This is a genomic window from Lysinibacillus sp. FSL K6-0102 (genome assembly GCF_038003545.1).
In the GTDB taxonomy this organism is placed as follows: Bacteria; Bacillota; Bacilli; order Bacillales_A; family Planococcaceae; genus Lysinibacillus; species Lysinibacillus capsici.
On record NZ_JBBOPH010000001.1, the window covers coordinates 1,788,871 to 1,814,151 of the forward strand.

Genomic DNA, 25,281 nt, shown 5'->3' on the forward strand with positions numbered 1-25,281 from the left:
GTAACATAAGATATTAAAAACATGGTTAATGAACATAGATTAATGAACAGAGTTTTGTTACATTCTAAACGGTAAAAAACGCTCCTTATAAATTAAAAAGGAGCGTGTTCAGAAAAGGACGAGTTTTGGAACAAATAATAACTTATTTATGACATGTGTACTTTTTCACTTTGTTCAAAAAACGGGCCAGATTGTGGAATAACAACTTTTTATGAAAGATTTCCAAACGACGTTTTGGTAACGTTCTATCCTACAAAAAAGACACCTATCTGAAGGGAGTTGAATCCCAATCAGACAGGTGTCTTTTTTGTCTTATTTTTTCATCGTCATTTCTGTTGCAGCTGCTTCAATGTCTCCGATTGCCCAATGACTAGCCGGTACATCACGGAATGTTGATTCGGTGATGTTTTCTACTGCTGGTCGTTCAAATAATTGGTTCAGGACTTTTACCGCTTGTGCACGTGTTAACGCACCATTCGGATTAAACGTTGTCGCACTGTTTCCAGTCATAATGCCGAGGGCACTTACTCTTTCAATCGATGAGGCAGCCCAATGGCTTGCTGCAACATCGGAAAAGACTTTTCCGCGCTTAGCGGTTTGACAATACGTTTTCGTGTCATCTTGTGCACACACTGTATCTACCCAGCGTGCGATGACACCTGCCATTTGGGCACGGGTAATGGTCCCATTCGGGTCAAATTTGGTTTGGGTTGTGCCATTAAATAAACCAGCTTGTTTCACAAACTCAATCGCATCCTTTGAAGTATTCTTTTCCGTATCTTCAAAAGTTGCTTGGGCTGTTGGAATTTTCCCATTTGTTAAGAAACGGGCTAACATTGTTGCCATTTGAGCACGTGTTACCGAAGCATTTGGTTTAAATGTGCCATCTGGGTACCCTTGAATGTAGGGCACTAATCGGTTTGTTTCTACTTCCTCTTTCCCTTCTTCTTGTACTTCTGAAGCATACACTAAGCTAAATGTGGAGAAATGATCGACTTCAAATTGGAATCCTTTCACACCTGGTTCAAATTCTACTATACGACCACGTTTTACTTCAGTTGTTGCGTCACTATGCTCAATATAAACAACCAGTGAGGCCATTTGTTCTGCTGTTAATGCAGCCGAAATTGGTAACGTAATTGTTATCAGACGATTTTGTAGATTCGTTTCAATCGTTACCGGTGTCCCTAACAATGAAAGGGTTGCTCTATTTGGCATCGCCTGTTGAATGTGTTCATTTTGTCGCACATTCGCCTGAATCATTTCCTGTTGTTGTGCCTTTACAGGCATAATGCGGAAGAATATATCCTCAGTGATCCCATTAAATGCGGTAGATGGCATCATCAAGTGTGCTAATGCTGTTTGCATGAAAAGATTGGTTTGTTGATTGTTTAAATAGAGACCAGCAGTTCTTGATAGATTTAAAATCGCTTCTCCCGTAGCCGTTTCTGCTGGGTACACGAGACGAATTGTTCGTTCCTCTTGATTAGTCATTTGTTGTACTTGTGCTTGGACATGATTCAATAAAACGTCTGCACGATAACGCACGCCCCCTTGTTCCACTGTACGAATGATAGGGATGACACGTGAAGGTATCGGTTCCACCGAGTCGTCTGGTTGTGGTATCGGTGTCGGCTCTGGTACGGATGTTGGTGCATTCACCGTAATGGTCGCTGTATCAGATGTAGTACCATAGGTAGCCTTTACCGTTACAGTACCTGGTGCAATTGCAGTTAAGGTATTACCTTGAATCGTCGCAACCGTTGAATCGCTTACTGTAAATAAGGTGTTTGCCGTTTGATCTTGCGTAGTGCCATCCGAAAGGTTTTCTATTAGTTGGAAGTTTTGTGTGCCTCCAACAGTTAGTTGCCCTGTTTTGGGTGAAAGACTAATGCCTGTTGTTATGACAGGAGCTGCATTCACCGTAATGGTTGCTGTATCAGATGTGCTGCCGTAAGTAGCCCTGACGGTCACCGTCCCAGGAGCAATCGCTGTTAAGACATTATCTTGCATCGTGGCGATGGCTGAATTATCTACTGTAAATTGGGCATTCCCAGTTTGATCTTGGGTTGTGCCATCCGAAAGGTTTTCTATTAGTTGGAAGTTTTGTGTGCCTCCAACAGTTAGTTGCCCTGTTTTGGGTGATAGAACTATGCCTGTTGAGTAAGTGGGCCACTTTGCATAAATTATCATAGGTGCTGTAACCGTATCTGTCCATGGAGTAGTATACGATTGGTCCTCGAACCATCCGTGAAAATGATTCCCTTGCTTGGTTTGATTACGAAATGCTGTCTGCCCAAGGTTTGAAATTTGTCCTTTAAATTCAACTTGATTTAGCTGGTTATACGCAAAGGCAGCATCCCCAATACTAATCACGCTAGAAGGAATGGTCACATTCGTTAGCTTGTTATTATAAAAGGCATAATACCCAATAGTGGTCACGCTAGAAGGAATGGTCACATTCGTTAGCTCGTTAGATTGAAAGGCATAAGCCCCAATAGTGGTCACGCTAGAAGGAATGGTCACATTCGTTAGCTCGTTAGATTGAAAGGCAGAAGCCCCAATAGTGGTCACGCTAGAAGGAATGGTCACATTCGTTAGCTTGTTATTATAAAAGGCATAATACCCAATAGTGGTCACGCTAGAAGGAATGGTCACATTCGTTAGCTCGTTAGACGCAAAGGCATAATCCCCAATACTGGTCACGCTAGAAGGAATGGTCACATTCGGTAGCTGGTTAGACACAAAGGCAGCATACCCAATAGTGGTCACGCTAGAAGGAATGGTCACATTCGTTAGCTCGTTATACGCAAAGGCATAATACCCAATAGTGGTCACGCTAGAAGGAATGGTCACATTCGTTAGCTCGTTAGACGCAAAGGCATAATCCCCAATACTGGTCACGCTAGAAGGAATGGTCACATTCGCTAGCTCGTTATACGCAAAGGCATAAGCCCCAATACTGGTCACCGCTTGACCATCAATAGTAGGTGGAATATGGACGTCTTTTGTTGTTCCTTTGTATTTTGTAATAGTAACACCTGTAGCATTTGGACTTGTTACAAAATCAGATTCACTATTCGCAGCACCATAGACCGGTATATTTCCCCATTGTAAATTGAGGAGTAACACGATTAGGAATAGACTAGCTAGTTTTTTCATATAGTAAGTCCCTCTCTTTCTTGTGATTTCTATGTACGAATAACGTCAACTTCTCTAGCATTCAGAACATACAAAAGTAAAAAATAACATACAAAGGTTAAAAATAGGTTAAAAATTTAAAATTAAGTAATTATTTTTTTATACAAACCCATTCAAAATAACGTTCCCAAATGTAAGTTTGGAAATACACCGAAAAGCCACGAATGTTGTTAAGTCAACGTTCGTGCCTTTTTACGAGACTATTGTTTATACAGCTTTTTATGCAAAGCTATATAAATATAGCTACGATAGGACTTTTCGAGATTTTTTAGAGTGTGTTATCTGAATAAAACCTGTATATAGAAACATTTTATTAAGCTGTATATCAGCATTTTTTTATCGTTACTATACTTCAATTACAGGGGCTATAGTTGAAAAATTCCACAATCGGGCGCTTTAATGGAGCAACAAAAAAAGCCTAATTTCTCAATTTTAATGTTGAGAAATTGGGCTTTTTATATTTACTTATAGTGCAAAATAGCGTTTAAAAAGTGTGCAATTTATCTCTTAAAGTCACAGATATGAATGTCCAAAGCTTGGCGGCAAAAAGGACAACAAACACATATACCAGGAGGCTATTCAAATGAATTATAACCAAAATGAAAAGATTGCTCAAATTACTTCTCAAACATTAATTATAGGTGTTGATATTGCTAAATACAAGCATGTGGCAAGAGCCCAAGACTTTAGAGGTTTAGAATTTTCAGCACCTTTATACTTTGAAAATACAGATTCTAGTTTTAACTGTTTCTTAGAGTGGATAAAAAAGTTAATGAATCAAAACAATATGGAAAAAGTGATCGTAGGAATGGAGCCGACAGGTCACTATTGGCTGAATTTAGCTCACTTCCTTAAGGCGAAAAATATCAAGTTTGTAGTTGTAAATCCTTTGCATGTAAAGAAAAGTAAAGAGTTAGATGATAATTCTCCAACTAAAAATGATGTAAAGGATGCAAGAGTTATCGCACAGTTGGTCAAAGACGGGAGATATGCAGAACTTCGTGTGGCTAGAAAAATACGTGATCTTCTATCTGTTGATCTTCAAGCAGTTCAAGGGCAAGTCCATAATTGGATAGACCGCTATTTTCCAGAGTTTCTTACCGTCTTTTAAGGATTGGGAAGGTAAATCTGCTATACAATTATTAAAACTAAATTTATTGCCACATGAGTTAGTAGCTCTCTCCGAACAGGAGATACTAGTACATCTTCGAAAAGCTGTTAAACGTGCAGTGGGACTCAGTAAAATAAAAGAACTAAAGAAGATTGCAGTTGCTTCAATTGGTATTAGGGAAGGTTCTGATATGGCTAAGTTAGACCTTCGCACGTTAATAGACAAATATGAACTAATAAAAGAAAAGTTCGAAGAACTGGAATCTAACATAGATAAACTTCTTGAACAAATTCCAGGTGTTGAACAAATGTTGGCTATTAAGGGAATGGGGAAAGACACGGTTGCAGGCTTTTTTTCAGAGGTAGGAGACCTAAGTTACTATTCCCACCCAAGGCAGATTATCAAACTAGCTGGGCTTAGTCTTAAGGAAAATACATCTGGTAAGCATAAAGGACAAACCTAAATTACCAAGAGAGGTAGGAAGACATTAAGAGCTCTCCTCTTTCGAGTTGCAATGCCTTTGGTCGCTAAAAATACCGCTTTTAAAGCATTACATGAGTATTTTACAAAGCGTCCAAATAATCCTTTGAAGAAGATGCAATCTCTAATTGAATTGCAATATGTAATAAGCTCATACGTATTTTATTTACCATCGGTAAAAAGCAGTGCGAATTTAGTGAAGAACGCATGTTATCGGACATTCCTCATATGGACGTATTACAGGTAGCAGCTTAATTTCTTTTCTTGATTGAAATTATTTAGTAGGTTAATTGTTTTAAACATTTGAAGCACGGATTAGTCAGTAAAACAACTAAAATACGGGCAAGGACCCTGTCGGGCAGCATGACTGACATCCACCTCATGGAAAGGTTGGACGAAGGAATTTTGGAGCGAAGACTCTGTGAGATATGGGAGGGTTGACCTCCATGAGAAATGTGGAGATCCACCAGTGCAATCATATTTTTACTCATCCACCAATGGTTGTAAGAAGGTGGTTGATGGGTTATAGCTCTTTTTTCTCTCAGAGTCCAAATATATCCTTTCAAGTGAGAATCCTCCAGCTATAAGGACATTTACCGACAGGTAAATAACTATGAAAATCTAAGAAAACAAGAGTAATCCGGCGTTTTCCCTTCTTTTATAGAGGGAGTTTAGTTGAATAGCGCTATTAATAAAAACAAATCCCAATCATCAAGATTGTTCACACAAATTCCTCGTTCCCACCTGAAATGGGGATATTTGTGTGGCTATTCAAAAATTCCGTAACTTAGCTGGTATGTACTTTTATTATAAAAATTATTTCAAACTGTTTATAAACAATAATATTGTATTCCTCTTCATCCTAAACTTCTACACTTCAACTTTTCCAGATTTCTGTATCTTAATTTTTTCTTCTAAGGACAATAGTTCGTATTCCCAATTTGCGTTCATTCACTTCCTTTTATTTTCTTAAACATTTAGAAGTTATATAAATTGTTCCAGTATCAATTTTCCCCCTGAATAATTATATAAAATTAAGTGCAAATTAAACATATAGGAAATGAAAGGAAAAATGTTATGGAACAAATAGTTTTAGATATTAAAAAAGCGTTAGGGGGTAATGATGACTTTTTTATAAAACGTGATTACCTTTTAAAAAAGGAAGTTTTGTTACTAGGACTATCTACTTTAGTAGATATGACAAAAACAAAAACAATTCTTCAAAAACAGTCAGAGGGTTTAATTTCTCAAGGGAAAACATCAGAATCTATATTTATTTTAATGGGTGAACTTTTTGAAGACGATACAAAAAAGGCTATTACATCAGTCCTTGAAGGTAAACTTATTATATATATAGAACATACAAAAAAGTTTATTATTTACGAACCTGTTCCTAAGGGGTTAAATCGTTCAATTGAAGTTCCATCAAATGAAAGTGTAATTCAAGGACCTTCAAACTCCTTCACAGAAGATATTGACACAAATATTGGACTCCTTCGTAAACAACTTACTTCAAATAAACTTCTTGTTCATTCCTTCACAACAGGGAAAAATCAGAAGACAAAAATTTCTTTACTATTTATTAATGGTCTAGTGGATAAAGAACTTGTTGAAAATATAAATAGTCTTATTGAAAAGAATAAGAGTATGGATATCAGTAACTTACAAAGCATGTCAAAAATGCTGGGGTTTTCATCTTGGGATACAGTTTCAAAATTTAATACGACAGAACTTCCTTTTCATGCATCACAATTTCTTAAAAAGGGAAGAGTTGTTATATTAGTTGATCAATTACCTTTTGCTTTAATACTGCCTAATCTCCTTTGGGATATGTTTATTGTTGAGAGTGATCGTAATTTTCCATTTCCCATTATGATAACTATCAGTTGCCTCCGAGTAATTGGTGCATTAATTGCTCTAATAAGTCCAGGAATGTATGTTGCTCTTGTTGCTGTAAATCCGGAAGCGTTACAGATAGAGCTTGCACTTTCTGTAGCTCAAAGTCGAGAAGGGGTTCCTTATCCAGCACTTGTTGAAGTTATAATCATGTTGGTTGTTCTAGAACTGATATTAGAAGCAAGCATAAGGCTTCCAAAATCAGTAGGTCCCACAATTACAATGGTTGGAGGAATTATATTAGGACAAGCAGTTGTAGAAGCTAAATTAGTCAGCAATCTCTTAATCATCATTCTTGCAGCAACAACAATTGCTAACTCAACCCTTGTGGGGGCTCAAAGCTCGCTTTCAATCAGATCATTTAAATATATTAATGTAATTCTTTCTTCACTATTTGGAGTTTTAGGATTAGTAGTAGGTCTAGTTTTTATTAGTTCTTATTTGGCAAGTTTAACTACCTTTGGCAAGTCCTATCTCTATTTAAATATAGAAAGGAAGGAACAATAGTGGTAAGAAGTCTACATGTTATGATAATGTATGTGCTTTGTCATCTGGGACTAATTTTTTTTATGTTTCCAGCTGATATTATTGCTAGTACAGAACAAGGCCATTGGTTCCCAATTCTAATAGGGATTATTGTACATTTTGTATGTTTGTTGACTTATATGAAAGGTCTCAGCTTTTTTCCAAAAAAGGATATTTTAAGTATATTTTCGAAAAGCAAAAAAAGGGTAACTTTTTTATTTTTTGCTCCCGTTTTACTTTATCTAATCATGGCCATTATTATAACGGTCAGAGCATACGCAGAAATCGTAACCTTGGTATTTTTATCCCATACCCCATTATGGACAATTATACTATTATTGTTGTCTGTTTCTGCATACATTTCATCTAAAGGTATCGAAGCCATTTTACGAACTGCATTTTTATTATTTATATTATTTTTTCCAATATTATTGTTTGTCTTAATCATGTCATTTCAGAATGTTGATTGGAGATATGCCATACCTTTTGACACAGACTTAGGATTCATTAGTAAGCCTGCTTACTTCGAGAGTTATTTTGCATTCGCCGGTGGGTTTCTCTTTCTTGGATTTGTACAACCATTTTTCTCTTATGAAAGAAAATATGTTATTTTGTCTGCGATATTTCTTATTCCTTTCTTTCTCTTTTCAGTATACATTCCAATTCTTACTTTGGGACAAGCGACTGCATCAAAAGCATTTCTTCCTTTTGTACTTATTGTGGATTCTATAAATATTGATTGGTTAATGTTTGATCGAGTTACAATGTTTTTTCTTTTAAGCCTTATTGCTTTTATTATTTTGTATCTCTCTCTCTTAATGTGGAAAGCAATTCGAATAATCAACTATTACATTCCTAAAAGTAGACCTAGCTACCTATTGTTCGGTTTGTCTGTAGCAATCTTTTTCGTTTGCTTTTGGATTCCAGACTGGAAGGATGTTGAAAATATCCTTTTTATGAATTCTTTTTTAAGGTCATACGTTATAATTGTTGTACCTCTTTCTATTTACTATATTGGAAGAAGATTAAAGAGGAAGGATACAAATGAAACTATCTAATAAAAAAGTCATTTATTTAATTTGTAGTCTTTTAACTATGGTTTTGATATTGAGCGGTTGTTGGGATATTAAGGATATAAATCATCGTCTACTACCAGTGTCGATAGGTGTTAAGAAAGTTGACGACCAATATTTGGTGATCCTGAATATACCAGAGCCTATAGATGGTAGTATGGAAACGAAAATTGTATCTGCTAAAGCTGAAACGGTCTCAAAAGCAGTGGATACAATTAGTAGAAATATGGAGAGCGATGTGTATTTATTGCATGTAAAGCTAATCTTTATTGAGAAAGAAACTGCTGAGGATGGAATAAACGATATAATTGCAGGATTTATGCGTTCAAGAGACGTTTCCCCAAAAGCTTTAGTTGCAATATGTGATGAGGATCTTCAAGAATTTTTCAATAACATTAAAATTAATGCCGAAAAAAAAGGGCTCAGCACTTATAACTATTTCGAAAAAAATGCAGGCTGGAATCCTGACATTGCCCTTACAAGAGTTTGGGAGGTCTTCCGAGGCATACATTCTTATACACATGATGTGGCTATACCTTTGATTCGTTCGGGAAAAGATACGACTATGGATCAAATCGGTTCTGCCATATTAAAAAGAGGAAAAATGGTCGAGCAAATCAGTTCAAACGAAACCCTGCTGTACAATGTTTTTAAAGGGGAGAGTGGTAATGGAAAAATGGAAGTAATGGAACATGCTACAGTCATGCTACTGGGTTCTAAAACTGACAATATAGGAAGACTAGTGAATAATGATGCACATATGGAAAGTCTAATAAAAGTGAGAGTTGTGATATTGGAAACAAAAGGAGAACCCAGTTTGAATTTAATTAAAGAGGAAATTAATACTCTAATCTCTGAGAGGTATAATAAATTATTTACAAAACTTCAAGAGAATGAGGCTGATGTATTCGGAATGGGTCAGTTTTTTAGAAATCAAATCCCTCGTGATGAATTAAAAAACTGGAGGTCAGATTACTTTAAAAACATGAAGATTAATATTAATGTTAAAATAGACATTCAAAATGAAGGTTATCTGAAAACAACTTAAAGAATTATATCTATATCCATTTTTGTAACTGGATTGGATTTTATGAATCAAATTTATGTTATCTCAGCAGTTATCTTGAATATAACAATTGAAAAAATAAATAGATAATAAAAAGTTGTTTTTCGATAAGAAAACCGGCTTTCTTTGTGAATTATGTGAAACAATGTACTTAAACAAACGGGTGCGTTAGTTCAACATGACATTATTTGGAAACTACGAAACCAAAAGAATACGAAGAAAAATATTAAACCCTGATCCTTCTGCTTAGCGTAGAAAAATCAGGGTTTTTATATCCAAAAAATGTCTTAGCGTATAATATCTGCGTTTTGTCGGCAGTACCCCTTTATAAACTATTTTTAGTATTTAAACGAAATTCAAATACTTTGATCAATCTTTTTCAAAATTCGTGGGTTCCTTCAATTATAAAAACAACGTTTGTAACAGGTTTTTGCTCAAACTTTATTTCAAATCAACATTTTCTTTAAACATTAGCGCACTAGAATTGTCATTAAACGTCACCTATAGCTTTTCTGTGAATTGGAGACTTGTATATCTTAACTTATGTTAAATCACACATTTATTAAAATACGCTTCGGCACACATGACAATATTGGCTCAGGACCTATACATTTACCACCTGATGAAATGCATACAAGTGCTTCGTGGCTATCGTTTACAGCACCTGATAAATGGACAGAGGAAGAGCTAACAGATGCTATGACTGGGGTAGCCTACGCGATGAATGCCTTCATTCCTTTGTTTATTCAATGTGATAGTAGCGATGTAGCCGTTGTACCACAGGTGAAGGCCACACATAATGAGCGGCCAACGTTTTTTGTCTATGATAAGTATCCTGGTGGCATCGGTTTAAGTGAAAAGGTATATGAACTATGGGAAGAGCTAATCATGAAAACATATGAGCATGTTACAAATTGTGCATGTGAATCAGGCTGTCCTTCCTGTATTGGGGCACAAGAATCATTGCTCCAAACAAAAGGAAAGGTAGCTAAATTACTGCAACAATTAATGGCATAGTAAACAGAGGGTGAGGAACGCCAATATGTTCTTTCACCCTCTTGTTTGTATTCATGGTAAATCGATTTTCCTCGAAGAATATTTTGAATGAGGTTAACAATCATGTTACTCTTGCAAGAGAGATGTCTTATACAATAAGCAGAAAATGAGTGAAATTCATGTCTTACGAAAATAAAATATTACAAATGAAAAAAATGCTGGGAAAAAAACCGATGTCCGCCAAAAAAGTTGAAGAACCAGCGTTCCAAAAGCCTGCTAGGCCAAGCTATACAGAGCAATGGAAACAGGCGGGACTAACGGTTGTTGAAAATGATTTCGGCATCGTATTTAAGCGTCAAGTAAGCTATCCGTTTAGCTATCAGCATGGACATTATCAACTGCAATCATTCTTTGAAGCCCTGAAAAAATGGCAAGATGCTGAGTTTGATCATCCTTATGCGCTAGATATGGAAGAATCCGTCTTATTTTTTGACACGGAAACAACAGGTTTAAAGGGTGTTGGGACCCATATTTTTTTGCTTGGATTTTTAGAAGTAGCTGAAGAATCCTTTATCCTCACACAATATATTATGGCAGATCCTGCACATGAAGCAGCCTTCTTATTTGAATCCAAGCTTTGGCAAAAGTCAGCTACTGTGATTACCTATAATGGGAAAAGCTTTGATTGGCCACAGCTTGAAACACGATGGACATTGCATCAAAAAACCTTACCAAAATTACGTTCTCAGCGACAGATCGATTTGTTGCATAGTTCGAAGCGTTTATGGAAAAATGATATGGAGCGCTTAAAATTAAAATCTGTCGAGGAAGAAAAGCTTGGTTTTTCGCGTAAAGGGGATATTCCAGGCCATCTCGCACCTATTATTTATTTGGATGCAGTAAAAAGTGGCATTCCAGATGCTCTTATAAAGGTTTTGCATCATAATGAGTGGGATTTACTATCACTTATCACACTGTATAGTCATTCTACGTATTTATTGTTCGAGCAGGACCATGAAGAATCAGCAAAAACTTTCACCAACATTGGGAAATGGTATGGTGATTTAAGAGAAAGTACACAAAGTGTGAGGATTTTAGAAAAGGTGACATCAAAATTTGATGCGCTAGAAGCGGGCCATGCTCAATATTATTTAGCTTTACAGCACAAGAAGAATAAACGCTATAGTGAAGCTATTGACTCATTCGTGGCATCCCTTCATTTTGTTGAAGCAAGAACAAAGTTACATGCCCTTGAGCAGCTAGCCATACTTTATGAGCACCAAATGAAGGATTATGAGCTGGCCCTTTATTATACGCAAGAAGGCATACGTCTCATTCGAAATAATGGGCAATGGAGAGCAGAACAAAAACAAAAATGGGAAATTTCTTGGGAAAAGAGACTACACAGATTAGGAAATAAGAAATAAATTCGTGGGTAAGCGCGTGAAACGACAAGTTTAGCCTTACAATTAGTATTTTCAGACGATATAATGTGATGAAGTATGCTATAATGTATTCGTGTATGTAGTGTGAGGAAGGGCGATGTGAATGGACATTAAATTAACGTCAAAAATGATCCTTGAAAAGGAATTTAAAAAGAACTTTAAAGGCTACAATGTAGAAGAAGTAGATTCTTTTCTTGATGAAATTATTCAAGACTATGAAACGTTTGAAAAAGTGGTGGCCCAACTACGTGAAGAAAATAGACAGTTAAAAGAAGAAATTGAAAGCACACCTAAGAGACAACCGGTTGCTTCAGCGGCAGCTGGTACAACGAATTTTGATATTTTAAAACGTCTTTCTAATTTAGAAAAACATGTATTTGGTAGCAAGCTGTACGAATAAATTTAGTCAATTATATTGTATTTAACATAAAACTCTAGTATAATCTTTCGTATCATCACGAAATTCTGGTAATCGCTGCGGCGCTAGACGTCGTAGAGGAAAGTCCATGCTCGCACGGTTCTGAGATGACCGTAGTGTTCGTGCTTACTGAAAAAATAAGGTAAGGCAGCTATTAAGGCTGACGGCGGAAGGAAAACCTAAGTCCTCTGGATATGGTTGACACTTCCTGAAAGTGCCACAGTGACGAAGCTTGCTTGGAAACTTGCAAGGTGGAACGAGGTAAACCCCACGAGTGAGAAACCCAAATTATGGTAGGGGCACTCTCTAGAAGGAATTGAACGGATAGAGGGACAGAGTTTGCTCTGTAGATAGATGATTACCACCTGATCGTACGAGGCGCAAGCTGTTTGAGTACTCGGGAACAAAACATGGCTTATGGAATTTTTTGATGCTTATCTACGAAATAACAAGCGCTCTCCAATTCGGTGGAGAGCTTTTATTTTGAATTCATGAGGAAAAAGTAACCTTGTTAATCAAGTCTTGGTATGCGCTATACGTTTGAGAAGTATCGCTACCGCTTCTAAGTCACAACATCTGAAAACGGTTATAGCATCAATGTGATGTATTGATCTTGACTGCTCACATACTTGTATTGTAAGCAAACGCCAGGTATAACAACCACCTCTATAAATGGTTTATCAGTTTAGGTGTATGGTTACCTGTTTATCAAGAGAATGCCTTCGGCGATTGTCATAGATTTACTTGAGGCGCTTTTCGAGCAAATTCGAAAAATCTGGACGCATTCATTGCACGAAAGAGAAGCGTCAGTGACAATTACACCGAGCGTAATAGATTACATAGTGGTTGGCCTGACGTAAATGCCCTTCTGAGAGGGAGTATAGAGAGATAGGATGGAGCGGAAACATGAACGGAGTAAACAATTGGGAAAGTACGGATAAACTGAAACTGATATCTAAATATCCGACTTCCTTAATACTTAAAATCTTCGAAAATGTATCTGAAGGTATCATGATTACTGATGAATACAAAAAAATAGTAATGGTTAATCCTGCCTTTGAATTTGTGACAGGCTATACATGTGATGATGTGGTTGGAAAAACGCCAGCCGTTTTACAATCTGGTGTACATGAATTGCCGTTCTATTTAGAGATGTGGGAGCAGATACGACAAGAAGGCATTTGGCAAGGTGAGATATGGAATCGTCGTAAAACTGGAGACGTATATCCTGAATGGTTAACAATTGTTTGTGTAACCAACGATGAGGGTGAGGTTACAAATTACTGTGGTATTTTCACAGATTTGTCTGAAAGAAAAATAGTAGAAAATGAATTAGAAAAGCGTTTGCTCACGGATTCATTAACAGATGTATCCAATCGTTTTGCCTATATCGAAAGAATGGATAATCTCTTGGAATCGACTTCTGCTATTTCTCATTCAGTGCAGCATGCGATCTATTTCTTAGATTTGGATCGATTTAAGCAAATTAATGATACATTAGGCCATGCTGTTGGAGATTCAATTTTAATAGAAGTAGCAAATCGACTAAAAAAATTACTGAAAAATAAAGATATTATTGCAAGATATGGCGGAGATGAATTCGTCATTACATTAACCAATGTGAAAAATGTGAAAGAGGCTGCAAAATTTGCTGAACAAATTATTAGTAGTATTGAACAGCCAATGATGATAAATGATCAGGAAGTTTTTATTTCTACAAGTATTGGTATTAGCGTTTATCCAGTTGATAGTAAAAACACAGAAGAACTGATCAATTGTGCAGATAGAGCGATGACTTATTCAAAAAAGAATGAACTAAACGGCTATTCCTTCTATTTTGATGAACTGCAAACCGACGCACAACGAGTGCTATTGCTAGATTCTGAGTTAAGAAGAGCAATAGAAAACCGTGAATTTGAGCTACATTTTCAGCCAAAGATTTCTATTGAAAATGAGCAGATTCAAGGTTTAGAAGCACTAGTCCGCTGGAATAGCGAGAGGCTAGGCTTTGTTTCGCCTGCTGAGTTTATCACTTATGCGGAGGATACAGGTCTAATCATTCCATTAAGTGAGCTTATTATCGAAAAAGCATGTGAGGCAGTCATTCAAATGCAACAATATGGTTGGAAAACACCTGTCGCCATTAATATCTCGAGCATTCACTTTAAACAGCAGAATTTTTTGGAGTCGATACAAACAATATTAGAGCGCTATAATATGCCAGCTAACAATTTTGAAATAGAAGTGACAGAGCGAACGGTGATGAACAGTGCCAATGAGACAGTTAGTAAATTGGTTCGTTTAAAACAATTAGGCTTTAAAATCTCAATCGATGATTTTGGGACTGGCTATTCATCCTTAAGCTATTTGGTTCGCTTCCCATTAGATTGTTTAAAAATTGATCGTAGCTTTATCCAGCATATTGGATCACTCGATGAAAAACAGGCAGTTGTAGATGCGATTATTCAAATGTCCCATCGCTTAAAAATGAAAGTTGTTGCTGAAGGTGTAGAACAAGCACAACAAGTGGATATACTACGTAAAATGAACTGTGATATTATCCAAGGCTATTATTACAGCAAACCACTCCCGTTAAACGAATTGATGGAGTTTATGGAGTATTGGGAAATTGAGCATCAAGGAAGGAAATAATCTATGGCAAACTATCAATTAGTAGCTACGTCAGCAATGGGCTTAGAAGCTATTGTGGCACAAGAAGTAAAAGCACTTGGCTATGAAACAACCGTTGACAATGGCAAAGTATATTTTGAAGGCGATGAAACGGCGATTGCACGTACCAATCTATGGCTACGTGTAGCGGATCGTGTAAAGATTGTTGTTGGGCAATTCCCAGCAAAATCGTTCGAACAATTATTTGAAAGTGTAAAGGCACTCCCTTGGGAGAAGTATTTACCAGTGGACGCTGCTTTTCCTGTTTCAGGAAAGTCCGTAAAATCGAAATTATTTAGTGTACCTGATTGTCAAGCCATTACCAAAAAAGCAATCGTTGAGCGAATGAAACAGCATTATAAGCGACTTGGCTTTTTAGATGAATCTGGAGCGACTTACAAAATTGAGGTTTCAATTTTGAAAGATGTGGCGACACTAACGATTGATACATCTGGTGCTGGCCTACATAAGCGTGGCTATCGTCAGGCTCAAGGTGAGGCACCATTAAAAGAAACATTAGCAGCTGCACTTGTACAAATTTCAAAATGGAATCCAAATCGCCCGTTTGTTGACCCATTCTGTGGCTCTGGTACTATTGCATTGGAAGCGGCGATGTTTGGACAAAATATAGCTCCAGGCTATAACCGAGAATTTATTTCTGAGGAATGGCCATGGATGAAAGCTGCAATCTGGGATACGGTTCGTGATGAAGCAGATAGTTTAGCGAACTATGATCAGCCTTTAGAAATTATTGGTTCCGATATTGATCACCGTATGGTCAGCATTGCGCAAGAAAACGCAATGGAAGCAGGCTTTGGAGAGTTAATCACGTTTAAGCAAATGCAAGCACGTGATTTTACAACACAGTTAACGGATGGTGTCATGATTGGGAACCCGCCGTACGGAGAGCGTATTGGTGATGTGGAAGTCGTGGAACAGGTGATTCGCGATGTTGGGAAGGTCATGATAAACTATCCAACTTGGTCTGTATATATGCTATCCTCCATGAAGAATTTTGAAGAATTATATGGACGCCAAGCGACGAAAAAACGTAAATTATTTAATGGTTTTATTGAAACAAATTATTATCAGTTCTGGGGTCAAAAGTCTAAAAGAGATTAACGAATAGTAACGGAAGATAAGATTTTTTCTTATCTTCCGTTTCGTCGCGTATAATAGCACCAGATAGTTAGAGGGGGAACATTAATTGCGTAAATCTTTACCATTTGCATTATCAAAGGACCGTTCATTTTTCGATTCATTAGGTGACTGGATGGGCGATGTTCTTTATGATGAATTACCAGAAAAGGGCTTTGAATGCCGTGATGAGCAAATCTTTATGGCTTATCAAATAGAACAAGCACTAAAAGAAAAAAATGTTCTCTTTGCAGAGGCAGGAGTGGGAACTGGCAAAACGATCGCTTATTTGCTTCCAGCTATTTCCTACGCACGTTACACAGGGAAACCTGCGTTGATTGCTTGTGCAGATGAAACATTAATCGACCAACTTGTAAAAGAGGGGGGCGATATTTATAAACTCCAAAAAACGTTAGGACTTGATATTGATGTTCGACTAGCAAAATCGAGAGATCAGTATTTATGCTTAAAACGCTTTGAGGAAGCAGAGAAAGTGGAGTCGGATGAATGGATTGATGATATTTCCTTTTCTATCCCTGATGGTGTTTATGCACAAGGTTCGATGATTGCTGTTCATCCATATGGGGAACGCAGTGATTATCCAACAGTCAGTGATGAGGATTGGCAAAAGGTTAATTACAATTCGATTATGCAATGTTCGGTTTGTGACCTTCGTAATCGCTGTGGGCAAACATTGCATCGCTCTCATTATCGAAAATCAACCGATCTTGTTATTTGTTCACAAGATTTTCTAATGGAGCATTTAGCTACAAAGGAATCTCGTGAGCGTGAAGGTCAGTTAGCATTACTGCCTGAGGTATCAATGATGGTGCTGGATGAAGGACATTTATTGGAGTATGCTGCGCAAAAAGCGATGACCTATAAAGTACAGGCGACGACTATCGTGCAATTACTGGAGCGCTTGATGGTAGATGGTGTACGCGAGCGCACACTGTATGCAATGGAGAAATTACAGGATGATCATGAACTATTTTTTGATCAGCTTCGTGATGATATCGTCGCTTCTAATGAAGATCGCAAACGCATAAACAAATCAAAAACATTGCTTGCTTATGGGAAGCAATTAATAGATGATGTAGAAACATTGATGGAAGAATTCGTTTTTGAATCAGAAATGTACATGATTCCTGAATATGAGCTAAATATGGCGGAAGAATATTTAGAACAATATGAGGCTTCGTTGCGTATTTTCATCGCACAGGGAGATGCAGTAGATTGGTTAGAGGAAACAGATGGTGAAGAAACGCTCGTCATTATGCCTCGTTTAATCACAGAAGTTTTAGCAGAAAAATTATTCTCTAAAAAGCTTCCAATCGTCTTTTCTTCTGCCACTCTATCGGTCAATAAAGACTTTTCTTATATTGCCTATAGTTTAGGAATTCGAGATTACCAATCATTTTCTGTACCATCCCCATTCGACTATGAAGAGGTTATGAAAATCTATTTACATGAGCTTACACAACGAGACAAAACAGCGCGTGTTCAGCAGTTGCTGCGTGATGGCGAGCAAACGTTGATTTTGTTTAAATCGAAGCAAGCCATGCTAAACTTCAAGGCAGAATTACCACTAATGGAACGTATGTATGTAGCATTTGAGGGAGATCGAGAGCTATCAGCCATTGTTCGAGACTTCCAGCAAGGAACAGTTAAAACATTATGTTCATATCATTTATGGGAGGGGTTAGATTTGCCTGAGGAAGCATTAACACGTGTGATTATTTATGATTTACCATTTCCTCCACAGGACCCATTATTTGATGCGAAACGTACATTTGCCGAAAACCCATTTGAGGAAGTGGAATTACCTTTCATGCAATTACGCTTGCAGCAAGGGATGGGGCGCTTAATTCGTACATCGAATGACCATGGTGATATTCACATTTTATTAAATGAAGATGAACAAAAGCAGCGCGCAGCCTTTGAAAATATAGTAGCAGTTGTACCAGAAATAAAATAGAAAGAAGCGAGTTTACCCAAACGGTAAGCTCGTTTTTTGTTATATCGAAATAACATTATGTGTGTAGTTAAATTATGGATCTTTAAAAAACTGTTGAATATTTCTCTTTTAAGCTATATAGTTCTTTGTAATGCAACGAAATCTTGTGAAAGAATATATTTTTTATATTGAAAATAATTTCACAAAAGGTTTATAATAATGACAAAGATTTTTAAGAATAGTCAAATTGCTTGCTGACTATTCCTTGATAGGGGGCTTAAACCTGTCGAACATTCAATCATTGTGTAGAAAATATACAAATCTATCGGCAACGGATATTGACAAGTTAATAGAAATAGAGGCTACGCTAACGTATTATGCTGAGTTGACTGATTGTTACATGTTCATAGATTGCCTGTTGGAGAATTTACCGCATGCAATTGTTGTGGCAGAGGCATTCCCGAAGAAAGAGATTGGTTTATACGAAAAATCAGTTATCGGAAAATTCGTATTTGAAAGTTTTGAACCAGCCGTATTTGCTGCGTTTAAACATAAAGAAAAATCATCCATTTCCAGAGCAATTACGCAGGAAGGCATAACGGTGGAGCAAAATGTCATTCCCATTTTTAATGAGCAGCAGCAAGTAATTGCTGTGTTGATTCAGGAAAAAATGGTGAAGATGCAAACGACACCGAAGGATGATTTTCAAAATATGCCGTTTGCATTAATTGAGCATATTGTCGAACCTAATTCTCAACCAATTCCAGTTGTTTCTGATTTACTCGTAGAGTCGATTATTCTCACAAATCACGAAAATAAAGTGATTTATAGTAATCCAGCAGGCTATCATTTTATTTCGGAGCTATCTGGATTAGAAAATTTTGACAATATAGCGTTGGATAAAATCTTACCTTTTTTACAGGAGGTCTATGATAAAGGCGACGATGTCTTTTTCCTAGAAATTACGATTGATCGTAAGTCCTTTATTGTGAAGAAGATTCCTATTCGCAGTCATAACGAGAAAGTCACGCTACTCATTATTCATGATCTAACAGAGCTTAAGCTGAAAGAAAATGAGCTAATGATGAAAACATTTGCGATACGAGAAATTCACCACCGCGTGAAAAACAATCTTCAGACAGTGACAAGTCTATTACGTTTACAAATGCGAAATGATCTGTCTGCTTCAAATGCAAGTGCGTTTCAAGAGGCATTAAATCGAATCTATAGTATTTCATCGGTGTATGAGCTGATTTTAGAAAATGAAGATAACGCTGAAGAAAGAGTAGACGTTATCGCATTAGCTAAAAAAATTGGTCATAAAATGATTGGTACGTCTAATACAGCAACTATTCAACTAGCCTTTCATCATGAAAATTTGCAGCTGTTCTGTCATTCAAAAAAGGCAGTCTCTTTAGCACTCATTATTTGTGAGCTACTGCAAAATGCATTAAAGTATGCGTTTATCGGACGTGATGAAGGAGTTATCGATATTCAATTCATTCAGGAAGATTCTACAATTTCGCTTCATATTTCTGACAACGGCGTTGGAATGCAAGAGGTGAAGGCATCTTTTGGTATGGAGATTATCACAAGGCTTGTAGAATATGATTTAGCTGGCTCATTTTCAATTATCCCTAGTAATGAAGGTACACATACTCAAATTCAGTTCCCTGTAAGTGAGGAGGTATTTATCGTAAATGACTAGGAAAGTTATGATTGTCGAAGATGAATCACTGATTGCGATTGATTTGAAGTTTATGTTAGAAGATAACGGCTACGAAGTTGTAGCACAAGCGAACAATGGGGAAACAGCCATTGAATTAGCCTTTTTACACAAACCTCAGTTAATCTTAATGGACATTAAAATGCCTAAACTTGACGGTTTAAAGGCAAGTAAAATTATTGAACAACAGCTTGGTATACCCGTTCTTTTCATCTCGGCCTATAGTGAAAAAGAATTGTTGCTATACATGAAGCAGGATAATATATTAGGATATGTAATGAAACCGTTTTCTGAAAAAAATGTGTTGCCTGTGCTTGAGGTTGCTTTTCATCAAATTGATAAATTCAACCGTCTCAATGGGGAGATCTTACATAAGCAAACACAATTAGATAAGCGAAAAGTCATTGAACGAGCGAAGGGCTTGCTGATGCAGGCTGAAAATATAAGCGAGGACGAGGCTTACCGTAAGATTCGCAATGAAAGCATGCAAACACAACAGGAAATGGTGCATATTGCACAGCAAATTATTAACAACTTACAAGTCAATAGTTGAAGCAAAGGCGCTTTAAAGAGATTTCTTCTTTAAAGTGCCTTTTTTTATATAAATTTATAAATAAAAAAGGGGTGATGAGTAAGATGGCAATGATAGGAACGGTTATCGTTTATATTATTATGATTTGTGCTGTTTTAGGGGCAATCGGAGCTATCCGAGATGCTGAGTATGGAATTGGGAAAGAATTTATGAATGGGATCCATACGGTTGGTCATATTTTTGTCCCAGCAGCAGGGATCATGGCAGCTATACCTTACTTAACATGGTTTATTAGTCATTTTATTAGTCCGATTTTTGAGTTAATTGGCGCAGATCCTGCGATTGCAGCGACGACGATTTTAGCCTCGGACATGGGTGGTTACCAATTAGCCAATGCGTTAAAGGAGTCTTATGAGGGATGGGTAATGGCTCTTGTTGTTGGTTTTATGTCAGGTGCTACTATCGTATTCTCAATTCCAATGGGCCTTGCGATGTTGGATAAGCGTGATCATAAATACATGGCGCTAGGAATTATGGCTGGCGTTTTAACAATTCCGATTGGTGCATTTATTTCTTCGATCATGATTGTGCTATTCAACACAGAAGTACGTGAAGTCATTAGTACAACAGAGGCTCCTACATATGTATTTGCCATTTCTGTTTTACAAATATTAATTAACTTACTACCTTTATTCATTTTCGTTATCTTAATCGCACTAGGCTTAAAGCTTATTCCAAACGGCATGATTACTGGCTTCATGGTATTCGGTCGTGTAATGGATGCGGGAATTAAATTGGTGTTAGTGTTCTCTATTGTTGAGATTTTTACAGGTATTTTTACAAAGATTTTTGGCGCGTGGGGCTTCGATCCAATCATGGCTGATGAAATCGATCAGTTCCGAGCATTAGAAACAGCCGGTTATATCGGGATTATGCTAGCGGGTGCCTTCCCAATGGTGTATCTAATTCGAAAGTATGCTTCCAAGCCACTTGAAGCAGCTGGTAAAAAATTAGGCTTATCCTCTGTAGGAAGTGCTGGGATTTTAGCAACGATTGCGAACATTTTAGCGATGTTTACACTAATTCGCCATATGCCACCAAAAGACAAAGTAATTAACATTGCATTTGGTGTATGTTCCGCCTTTTTATTAGGTGATCACTTATCATTCACGGCGAACTTCCAGCCAACCATTATTTTACCTGTTATTGCAGGGAAGTTTTTAGCGGGTGTTATTGCGATTATTTTAGCCTATAAGCTTTCAGTACCAACTGCATTAAGGTTGGAAATTGAAGATCGTAAGGCTGGCATTATCAAAGAAGGCGAGTATTTAACAGATCAACAATCTTAATTGATTAAAAAGTGAGGTGATGACGTGTGAGTGAAGAGAAAAAACGATTTATTCAGGAGTTTGTGCCGGGTAAACAGCTAACATTGAGTCACCTTATTGCCAATCCTGATCCAGAAATGTTTCAAAAGCTAGGTATCCAAGAAGCAGGTGCCCTTGGCATTATGACTTGTACGCCAAGTGAAACGGTAATTATTGCAGGAGACTTAGCAACAAAGGCTGCCAATGTCAAACTAGGATTTTTAGATCGTTTTACAGGTAGTCTCGTTATTGTTGGTAGTGTGTCAGAGGTAGAAATGGCGATGTTAGAAATCAATCGTTTTTTATCCGAGGTATTAGGTTATACACCATCAAAAATAACAAAATCATAGGATGTGTCATATGAAAAATCGAGTAATGATAATAGGCGGTGTGCAAGCAGGAAAGTCAACATTGATGAATACATTGTTGGGCAAAGAAAGCAGTGCCAACAAAACACAAGCACTCGTTTATGATGACTGGATTGTTGATACACCAGGTGAATATGTTGAAAATCCAATGTATTACAGAAATATTATGGCAACATCTTTGGAAGTAACCCATGTGATTTACTTGCAGGATGCCACATCAGCAAGGAGTGTATTCCCTCCGCAATTCAGCTTAGGGATTCCCAAAATACAAATAGGGGTTATTACCAAGATTGATGCCCCTGATGCAGATGTAGAAAGGGCTACCGCCTTATTAAAAAATGTTATGACGCAGGGCCCTATCGTGAAAACCTCTTCATGGCAAAAGCTTGGCATTGAATTGATTGAACCATTGATTCAACTCAAGACAAATGAAGAAATTCGACAATTTGTTAAGGAAAGCGATAGTCCGTATCTCATGTATTGCTCACAGTAGCGAGAGGGAGGTGTAGGGTGAAAACTGAAAAAATATTTAGTGCAGGCATTGATATTGGGACAAGTACCACAAAAATGGTTGTCAGTAGTTTTCTGTTAAAGAATGTGGCTGGCGTAACACATGTGCCAAGGATTGAAATTATTGAGAAAACGGTGTTGCATCAAAGTCCAATTATTAGAACCCCTTTTATCAATAAAGACATCATTGATATGAAAAAGATAGAGGAATTTATTTCTCAACAGTATCAATTGGCACAAATTGCTCCATCTGATATTGCAACTGGGGCCATCATCATTACTGGTGAATCAGCCACGAAGGAAAATGCAAGTGAGGTTGTCCATACCATTGCAGATGGCGCAGGTCATTTTTTAGTTGCTACCGCAGGTCCTGATTTAGAGGGCATCATTGCTGCCAAAGGGGCAGGTACTTTACAGCAATCAAAGAATTCATCCAAAGTCATCGCCAATATCGATATTGGTGGAGGGACAGCGAATATTGCTGTTATGCAATTTGGAGAGGTCATTGGTACATGTACCTTACATGTTGGTGGTAGATTGATTGAGTTTAAGGATGGCAAGATTCAATCAATTTCTCCGCCACTCATGCGATTGATGGAACGATGGACTAATCCGTTAGCGGTCGGTGATGCGGCCGAAGATATTCGAGTGACACATTGTATTGAAGAAATGGTGCAAACACTTGCCATGATTCTTCATGGGCAATGCAGAGATGAAAAGCATCCATTATTACTAGGGCATTTACCAAACTGGCATAAACCTGTGGATGCCATCGTTTTTACGGGTGGTGTGGCCTCTTGTATTTATGAAAATGAATGTACCCAGCGTCAATATGATGATATTGGTGAAAAATTAGCGAAAATGCTACTTCAGCATGAACAGCTACAATCATTTTTATGGTTACGACCAGAGGAAACAGCACGTGCAACAGTGACTGGTGCTGGTACACAAACCACTGAAATCAGTGGGGCAACCATTCAGGTGGATGCCCAAGTATTACCACTAAAAAATGTACCTGTCTTCAATTGTCATATAGATTCTTCAACAGATTTTAACTCGACGGTGAAGACAGCAGTAGAGAGAGCAAATGATTTATTTTCTATACAGGACAATCGTTCGCCATTTGCCCTCTATTTTAGTGAATTGCCATATTTAAGCTTTCAGGATGTACATGCATTGTGTCAGGCCATTTTGCTACATTTGGCGACAAGATGCTCTAAGGACATACCAATTATCATAGTCATTCAATCAGATTATGCAAAGATTATTGGACAGACCATACAAGCCATAAATGTGACAGTACCAATTATTTGCATTGATCAAATTAAAGTGGAAACGGGCGATTACATCGACATTGGAGAGGTTCTGCCATCTGGCGTCGTTCCTGTTGTGGTGAAGACCCTTGCCTTCCATTCAAAGTAAGGAGGATGAATGTGAACTTATCGGTGATATTTGGTGGAGAAAAATATAATTTTAAATCATTAAAAGATGTTATGGCTAAGGCCAATGAAGAAAAATCAGGCGATCAGCTAGCAGGTATTGCCGCTGAGACGGTTCAACAACGGATCGCAGCAAAGGCAGTATTAAGTGAGCTTTTAGTTAAAGATATCCGCGAAAACCCATTAGTGCCACAAGAAAATGATGAGGTTTCACGCATTATTGAGGGCGATATTAATGAGCAAATATATGGAGAAATCAAAAACTGGAGCATCGAGCAGCTGCGTGAATACATTTTATCAAATGACACGGGTGATCGTGAATTAAAGCGTTTAAGTAAAGGGATGAATTCCGAGATTATTGCCGCTGTTACAAAACTAATGTCCAATTTAGATCTTGTACATGCAGCCAATAAAGTTGAAATACTTTCAACGTGTAATATTACGATTGGTCAAAAAGGGACGCTGTCATCTCGTCTACAGCCAAATCATCCGACAGATAATATTGATGGCATCATCGCCTCTCTAAAAGAAGGACTGTCCTATGGTATTGGGGATGCTGTTATCGGCATTAATCCTGTAGATGATTCAGTTGAAAGTGTCAAAAAAGTGCTTACAGCTACAAAGGAATTCATCAATGATTGGTCCATTCCTACGCAAAACTGTGTATTAGCTCATATTACAACACAGATGAAGGCAATTAAACAAGGCGCCCCAGCAGATATGATTTTCCAAAGTATCGCAGGCACAGAAATTGCTAACCGTTCGTTCGGTATTTCTGCTGATTTAATAAGAGAAGCAGAGGAGCTCATTAAAAAACAAGGAACAGGTACTGGTCCAAATTTATTCTACTTTGAAACAGGTCAAGGCTCAGAGCTATCGGCAGAGGCACATATGGGCATTGACCAAGTAACACTGGAATCGCGCAATTATGGATTTGCTAGACATTTTAATCCTTATATTGTGAACACTGTAGTTGGCTTTATTGGCCCAGAGTATTTATACAACAATAAACAAGTAATTCGAGCAGGTCTCGAAGATCATTTCATGGGCAAAATGCATGGTATTCCTATGGGGGTAGATATTTGCTATACCAACCATATTAAGGCAGACCAAAATGATGTGGAAGATTTAAGTGTATTGCTGACAGCTGCTGGTGTTAACTTTATTATTGCTGCGCCAATGGGCGATGACGTGATGCTCAACTATCAATCGATGAGCTTCCATGATGTGGCTACATTACTCCAAACATTTGGTAAAAAACCAGCACCAGAGTATTTAGCATGGTTAGAGAAAATGGGCATTTATGAAAATGGTCGACTGTCAGCAAGAGCTGGCGATTTATCCATTTTTGAAAGGTAGGTGAG

Annotated in this window: 16 protein-coding genes, 1 other RNA gene and 2 pseudogenes; 18 read left to right on the forward strand and 1 reads right to left on the reverse strand. The window is 37.5% G+C overall.

What is annotated here, in order from left to right:
- Positions 1-312: 312 nt before the first annotated feature.
- Entirely contained in the window at positions 313-3,162 is a 2,850-nt protein-coding gene (locus tag NYE73_RS08885) for a leucine-rich repeat protein (protein ID WP_340815474.1), read from the reverse strand.
- Between the two features lie 622 nt (positions 3,163-3,784).
- Between NYE73_RS08885 and NYE73_RS08890 the strand changes: the two are divergent.
- From NYE73_RS08890 to NYE73_RS08975, 18 genes and pseudogenes are all read left to right on the forward strand, one after another.
- Positions 3,785-5,047: pseudogene (locus tag NYE73_RS08890) on the forward strand (IS110 family transposase).
- An 822-nt stretch (positions 5,048-5,869) separates the two neighbouring features.
- Positions 5,870-7,195 (forward strand): spore germination protein, encoded by a 1,326-nt coding sequence (locus NYE73_RS08895; RefSeq protein WP_340815475.1) that lies wholly within the window; start codon positions 5,870-5,872, stop codon positions 7,193-7,195.
- Positions 7,196-7,215: 20 nt separating this feature from the next.
- The gene (locus NYE73_RS08900; RefSeq protein WP_307476322.1) at positions 7,216-8,271 is read left to right on the forward strand and encodes a GerAB/ArcD/ProY family transporter; all 1,056 of its coding nucleotides are present in this window, start codon (positions 7,216-7,218) and stop codon (positions 8,269-8,271) included.
- On the forward strand, positions 8,258-9,334 hold the full coding sequence (locus NYE73_RS08905; RefSeq protein ID WP_307476191.1) for a Ger(x)C family spore germination protein: 1,077 nt from the start codon (positions 8,258-8,260) through the stop codon (positions 9,332-9,334). The genes NYE73_RS08900 and NYE73_RS08905 overlap by 14 nt, the downstream gene beginning before the upstream one ends.
- Before the next feature lie 576 nt (positions 9,335-9,910).
- Positions 9,911-10,369 (forward strand): annotated as a pseudogene (locus NYE73_RS08910) (Zn-binding domain-containing protein); the annotation flags it as partial.
- 158 nt (positions 10,370-10,527) lie between these two features.
- Complete coding sequence (locus NYE73_RS08915; protein ID WP_048389987.1) at positions 10,528-11,775, forward strand: ribonuclease H-like domain-containing protein; 1,248 nt, start codon at positions 10,528-10,530, stop codon at positions 11,773-11,775.
- Between the two features lie 121 nt (positions 11,776-11,896).
- Positions 11,897-12,193: a cell division regulator GpsB gene (gpsB, locus tag NYE73_RS08920; protein WP_004269307.1), complete on the forward strand. Its 297-nt coding sequence runs from the start codon at positions 11,897-11,899 to the stop codon at positions 12,191-12,193.
- Between the two features lie 60 nt (positions 12,194-12,253).
- Positions 12,254-12,634: RNase P RNA component class B (gene rnpB, locus NYE73_RS08925), an RNA gene on the forward strand.
- A gap of 483 nt (positions 12,635-13,117) precedes the next feature.
- Positions 13,118-14,863 carry a GGDEF domain-containing phosphodiesterase gene (locus NYE73_RS08930; protein ID WP_259950095.1) on the forward strand — a complete coding sequence of 582 codons (1,746 nt, stop codon included), beginning with the start codon at positions 13,118-13,120 and terminating at the stop codon, positions 14,861-14,863.
- A gap of 3 nt (positions 14,864-14,866) precedes the next feature.
- Complete coding sequence (locus tag NYE73_RS08935; protein ID WP_259950096.1) at positions 14,867-16,003, forward strand: THUMP domain-containing class I SAM-dependent RNA methyltransferase; 1,137 nt, start codon at positions 14,867-14,869, stop codon at positions 16,001-16,003.
- Between the two features lie 85 nt (positions 16,004-16,088).
- Complete coding sequence (locus tag NYE73_RS08940) at positions 16,089-17,996, forward strand: ATP-dependent DNA helicase (RefSeq protein ID WP_048389992.1); 1,908 nt, start codon at positions 16,089-16,091, stop codon at positions 17,994-17,996.
- Positions 17,997-18,276: 280 nt separating this feature from the next.
- A complete protein-coding gene (locus NYE73_RS08945; protein WP_016991941.1) occupies positions 18,277-19,683 on the forward strand; it encodes a sensor histidine kinase in 1,407 nt (468 codons plus the stop codon).
- The gene (locus NYE73_RS08950; RefSeq protein WP_004269312.1) at positions 19,676-20,254 is read left to right on the forward strand and encodes an ANTAR domain-containing response regulator; all 579 of its coding nucleotides are present in this window, start codon (positions 19,676-19,678) and stop codon (positions 20,252-20,254) included. Before NYE73_RS08945 ends, NYE73_RS08950 begins: the two co-directional genes overlap by 8 nt.
- A gap of 83 nt (positions 20,255-20,337) precedes the next feature.
- Positions 20,338-21,582, forward strand: a complete 1,245-nt coding sequence (gene eutH, locus NYE73_RS08955; protein WP_054550774.1) for an ethanolamine utilization protein EutH — start codon at positions 20,338-20,340, stop codon at positions 21,580-21,582.
- A gap of 26 nt (positions 21,583-21,608) precedes the next feature.
- The gene (gene eutS, locus NYE73_RS08960; protein WP_004269314.1) at positions 21,609-21,950 is read left to right on the forward strand and encodes an ethanolamine utilization microcompartment protein EutS; all 342 of its coding nucleotides are present in this window, start codon (positions 21,609-21,611) and stop codon (positions 21,948-21,950) included.
- 10 nt (positions 21,951-21,960) lie between these two features.
- Complete coding sequence (locus NYE73_RS08965) at positions 21,961-22,461, forward strand: EutP/PduV family microcompartment system protein (protein WP_004269315.1); 501 nt, start codon at positions 21,961-21,963, stop codon at positions 22,459-22,461.
- A gap of 17 nt (positions 22,462-22,478) precedes the next feature.
- On the forward strand, positions 22,479-23,900 hold the full coding sequence (locus NYE73_RS08970; RefSeq protein ID WP_259950102.1) for an ethanolamine ammonia-lyase reactivating factor EutA: 1,422 nt from the start codon (positions 22,479-22,481) through the stop codon (positions 23,898-23,900).
- 5 nt (positions 23,901-23,905) lie between these two features.
- Complete coding sequence (locus NYE73_RS08975; RefSeq protein ID WP_008176446.1) at positions 23,906-25,276, forward strand: ethanolamine ammonia-lyase subunit EutB; 1,371 nt, start codon at positions 23,906-23,908, stop codon at positions 25,274-25,276.
- The last annotated feature ends 5 nt before the right edge of the window (positions 25,277-25,281 follow it).

Excerpts from the sequence above, each read along its gene's own strand:
- NYE73_RS08915 (WP_048389987.1), top strand. The coding sequence starts at position 10,528 with ATGTCTTACGAAAATAAAATATTACAAATGAAAAAAATGCTGGGAAAA.
- NYE73_RS08930 (WP_259950095.1), top strand. The coding sequence starts at position 13,118 with ATGAACGGAGTAAACAATTGGGAAAGTACGGATAAACTGAAACTGATA.
- NYE73_RS08900 (WP_307476322.1), top strand. The coding sequence starts at position 7,216 with ATGATAATGTATGTGCTTTGTCATCTGGGACTAATTTTTTTTATGTTT.
- NYE73_RS08975 (WP_008176446.1), top strand. The coding sequence starts at position 23,906 with ATGAATGTGAACTTATCGGTGATATTTGGTGGAGAAAAATATAATTTT.
- NYE73_RS08950 (WP_004269312.1), top strand. The coding sequence starts at position 19,676 with ATGACTAGGAAAGTTATGATTGTCGAAGATGAATCACTGATTGCGATT.
- NYE73_RS08965 (WP_004269315.1), top strand. The coding sequence starts at position 21,961 with ATGAAAAATCGAGTAATGATAATAGGCGGTGTGCAAGCAGGAAAGTCA.
- NYE73_RS08885 (WP_340815474.1), bottom strand. The coding sequence starts at position 3,162 with ATGAAAAAACTAGCTAGTCTATTCCTAATCGTGTTACTCCTCAATTTA.
- gpsB (WP_004269307.1), top strand. The coding sequence starts at position 11,897 with ATGGACATTAAATTAACGTCAAAAATGATCCTTGAAAAGGAATTTAAA.
- eutH (WP_054550774.1), top strand. The coding sequence starts at position 20,338 with ATGGCAATGATAGGAACGGTTATCGTTTATATTATTATGATTTGTGCT.
- NYE73_RS08895 (WP_340815475.1), top strand. The coding sequence starts at position 5,870 with ATGGAACAAATAGTTTTAGATATTAAAAAAGCGTTAGGGGGTAATGAT.
- NYE73_RS08905 (WP_307476191.1), top strand. The coding sequence starts at position 8,258 with ATGAAACTATCTAATAAAAAAGTCATTTATTTAATTTGTAGTCTTTTA.
- NYE73_RS08935 (WP_259950096.1), top strand. The coding sequence starts at position 14,867 with ATGGCAAACTATCAATTAGTAGCTACGTCAGCAATGGGCTTAGAAGCT.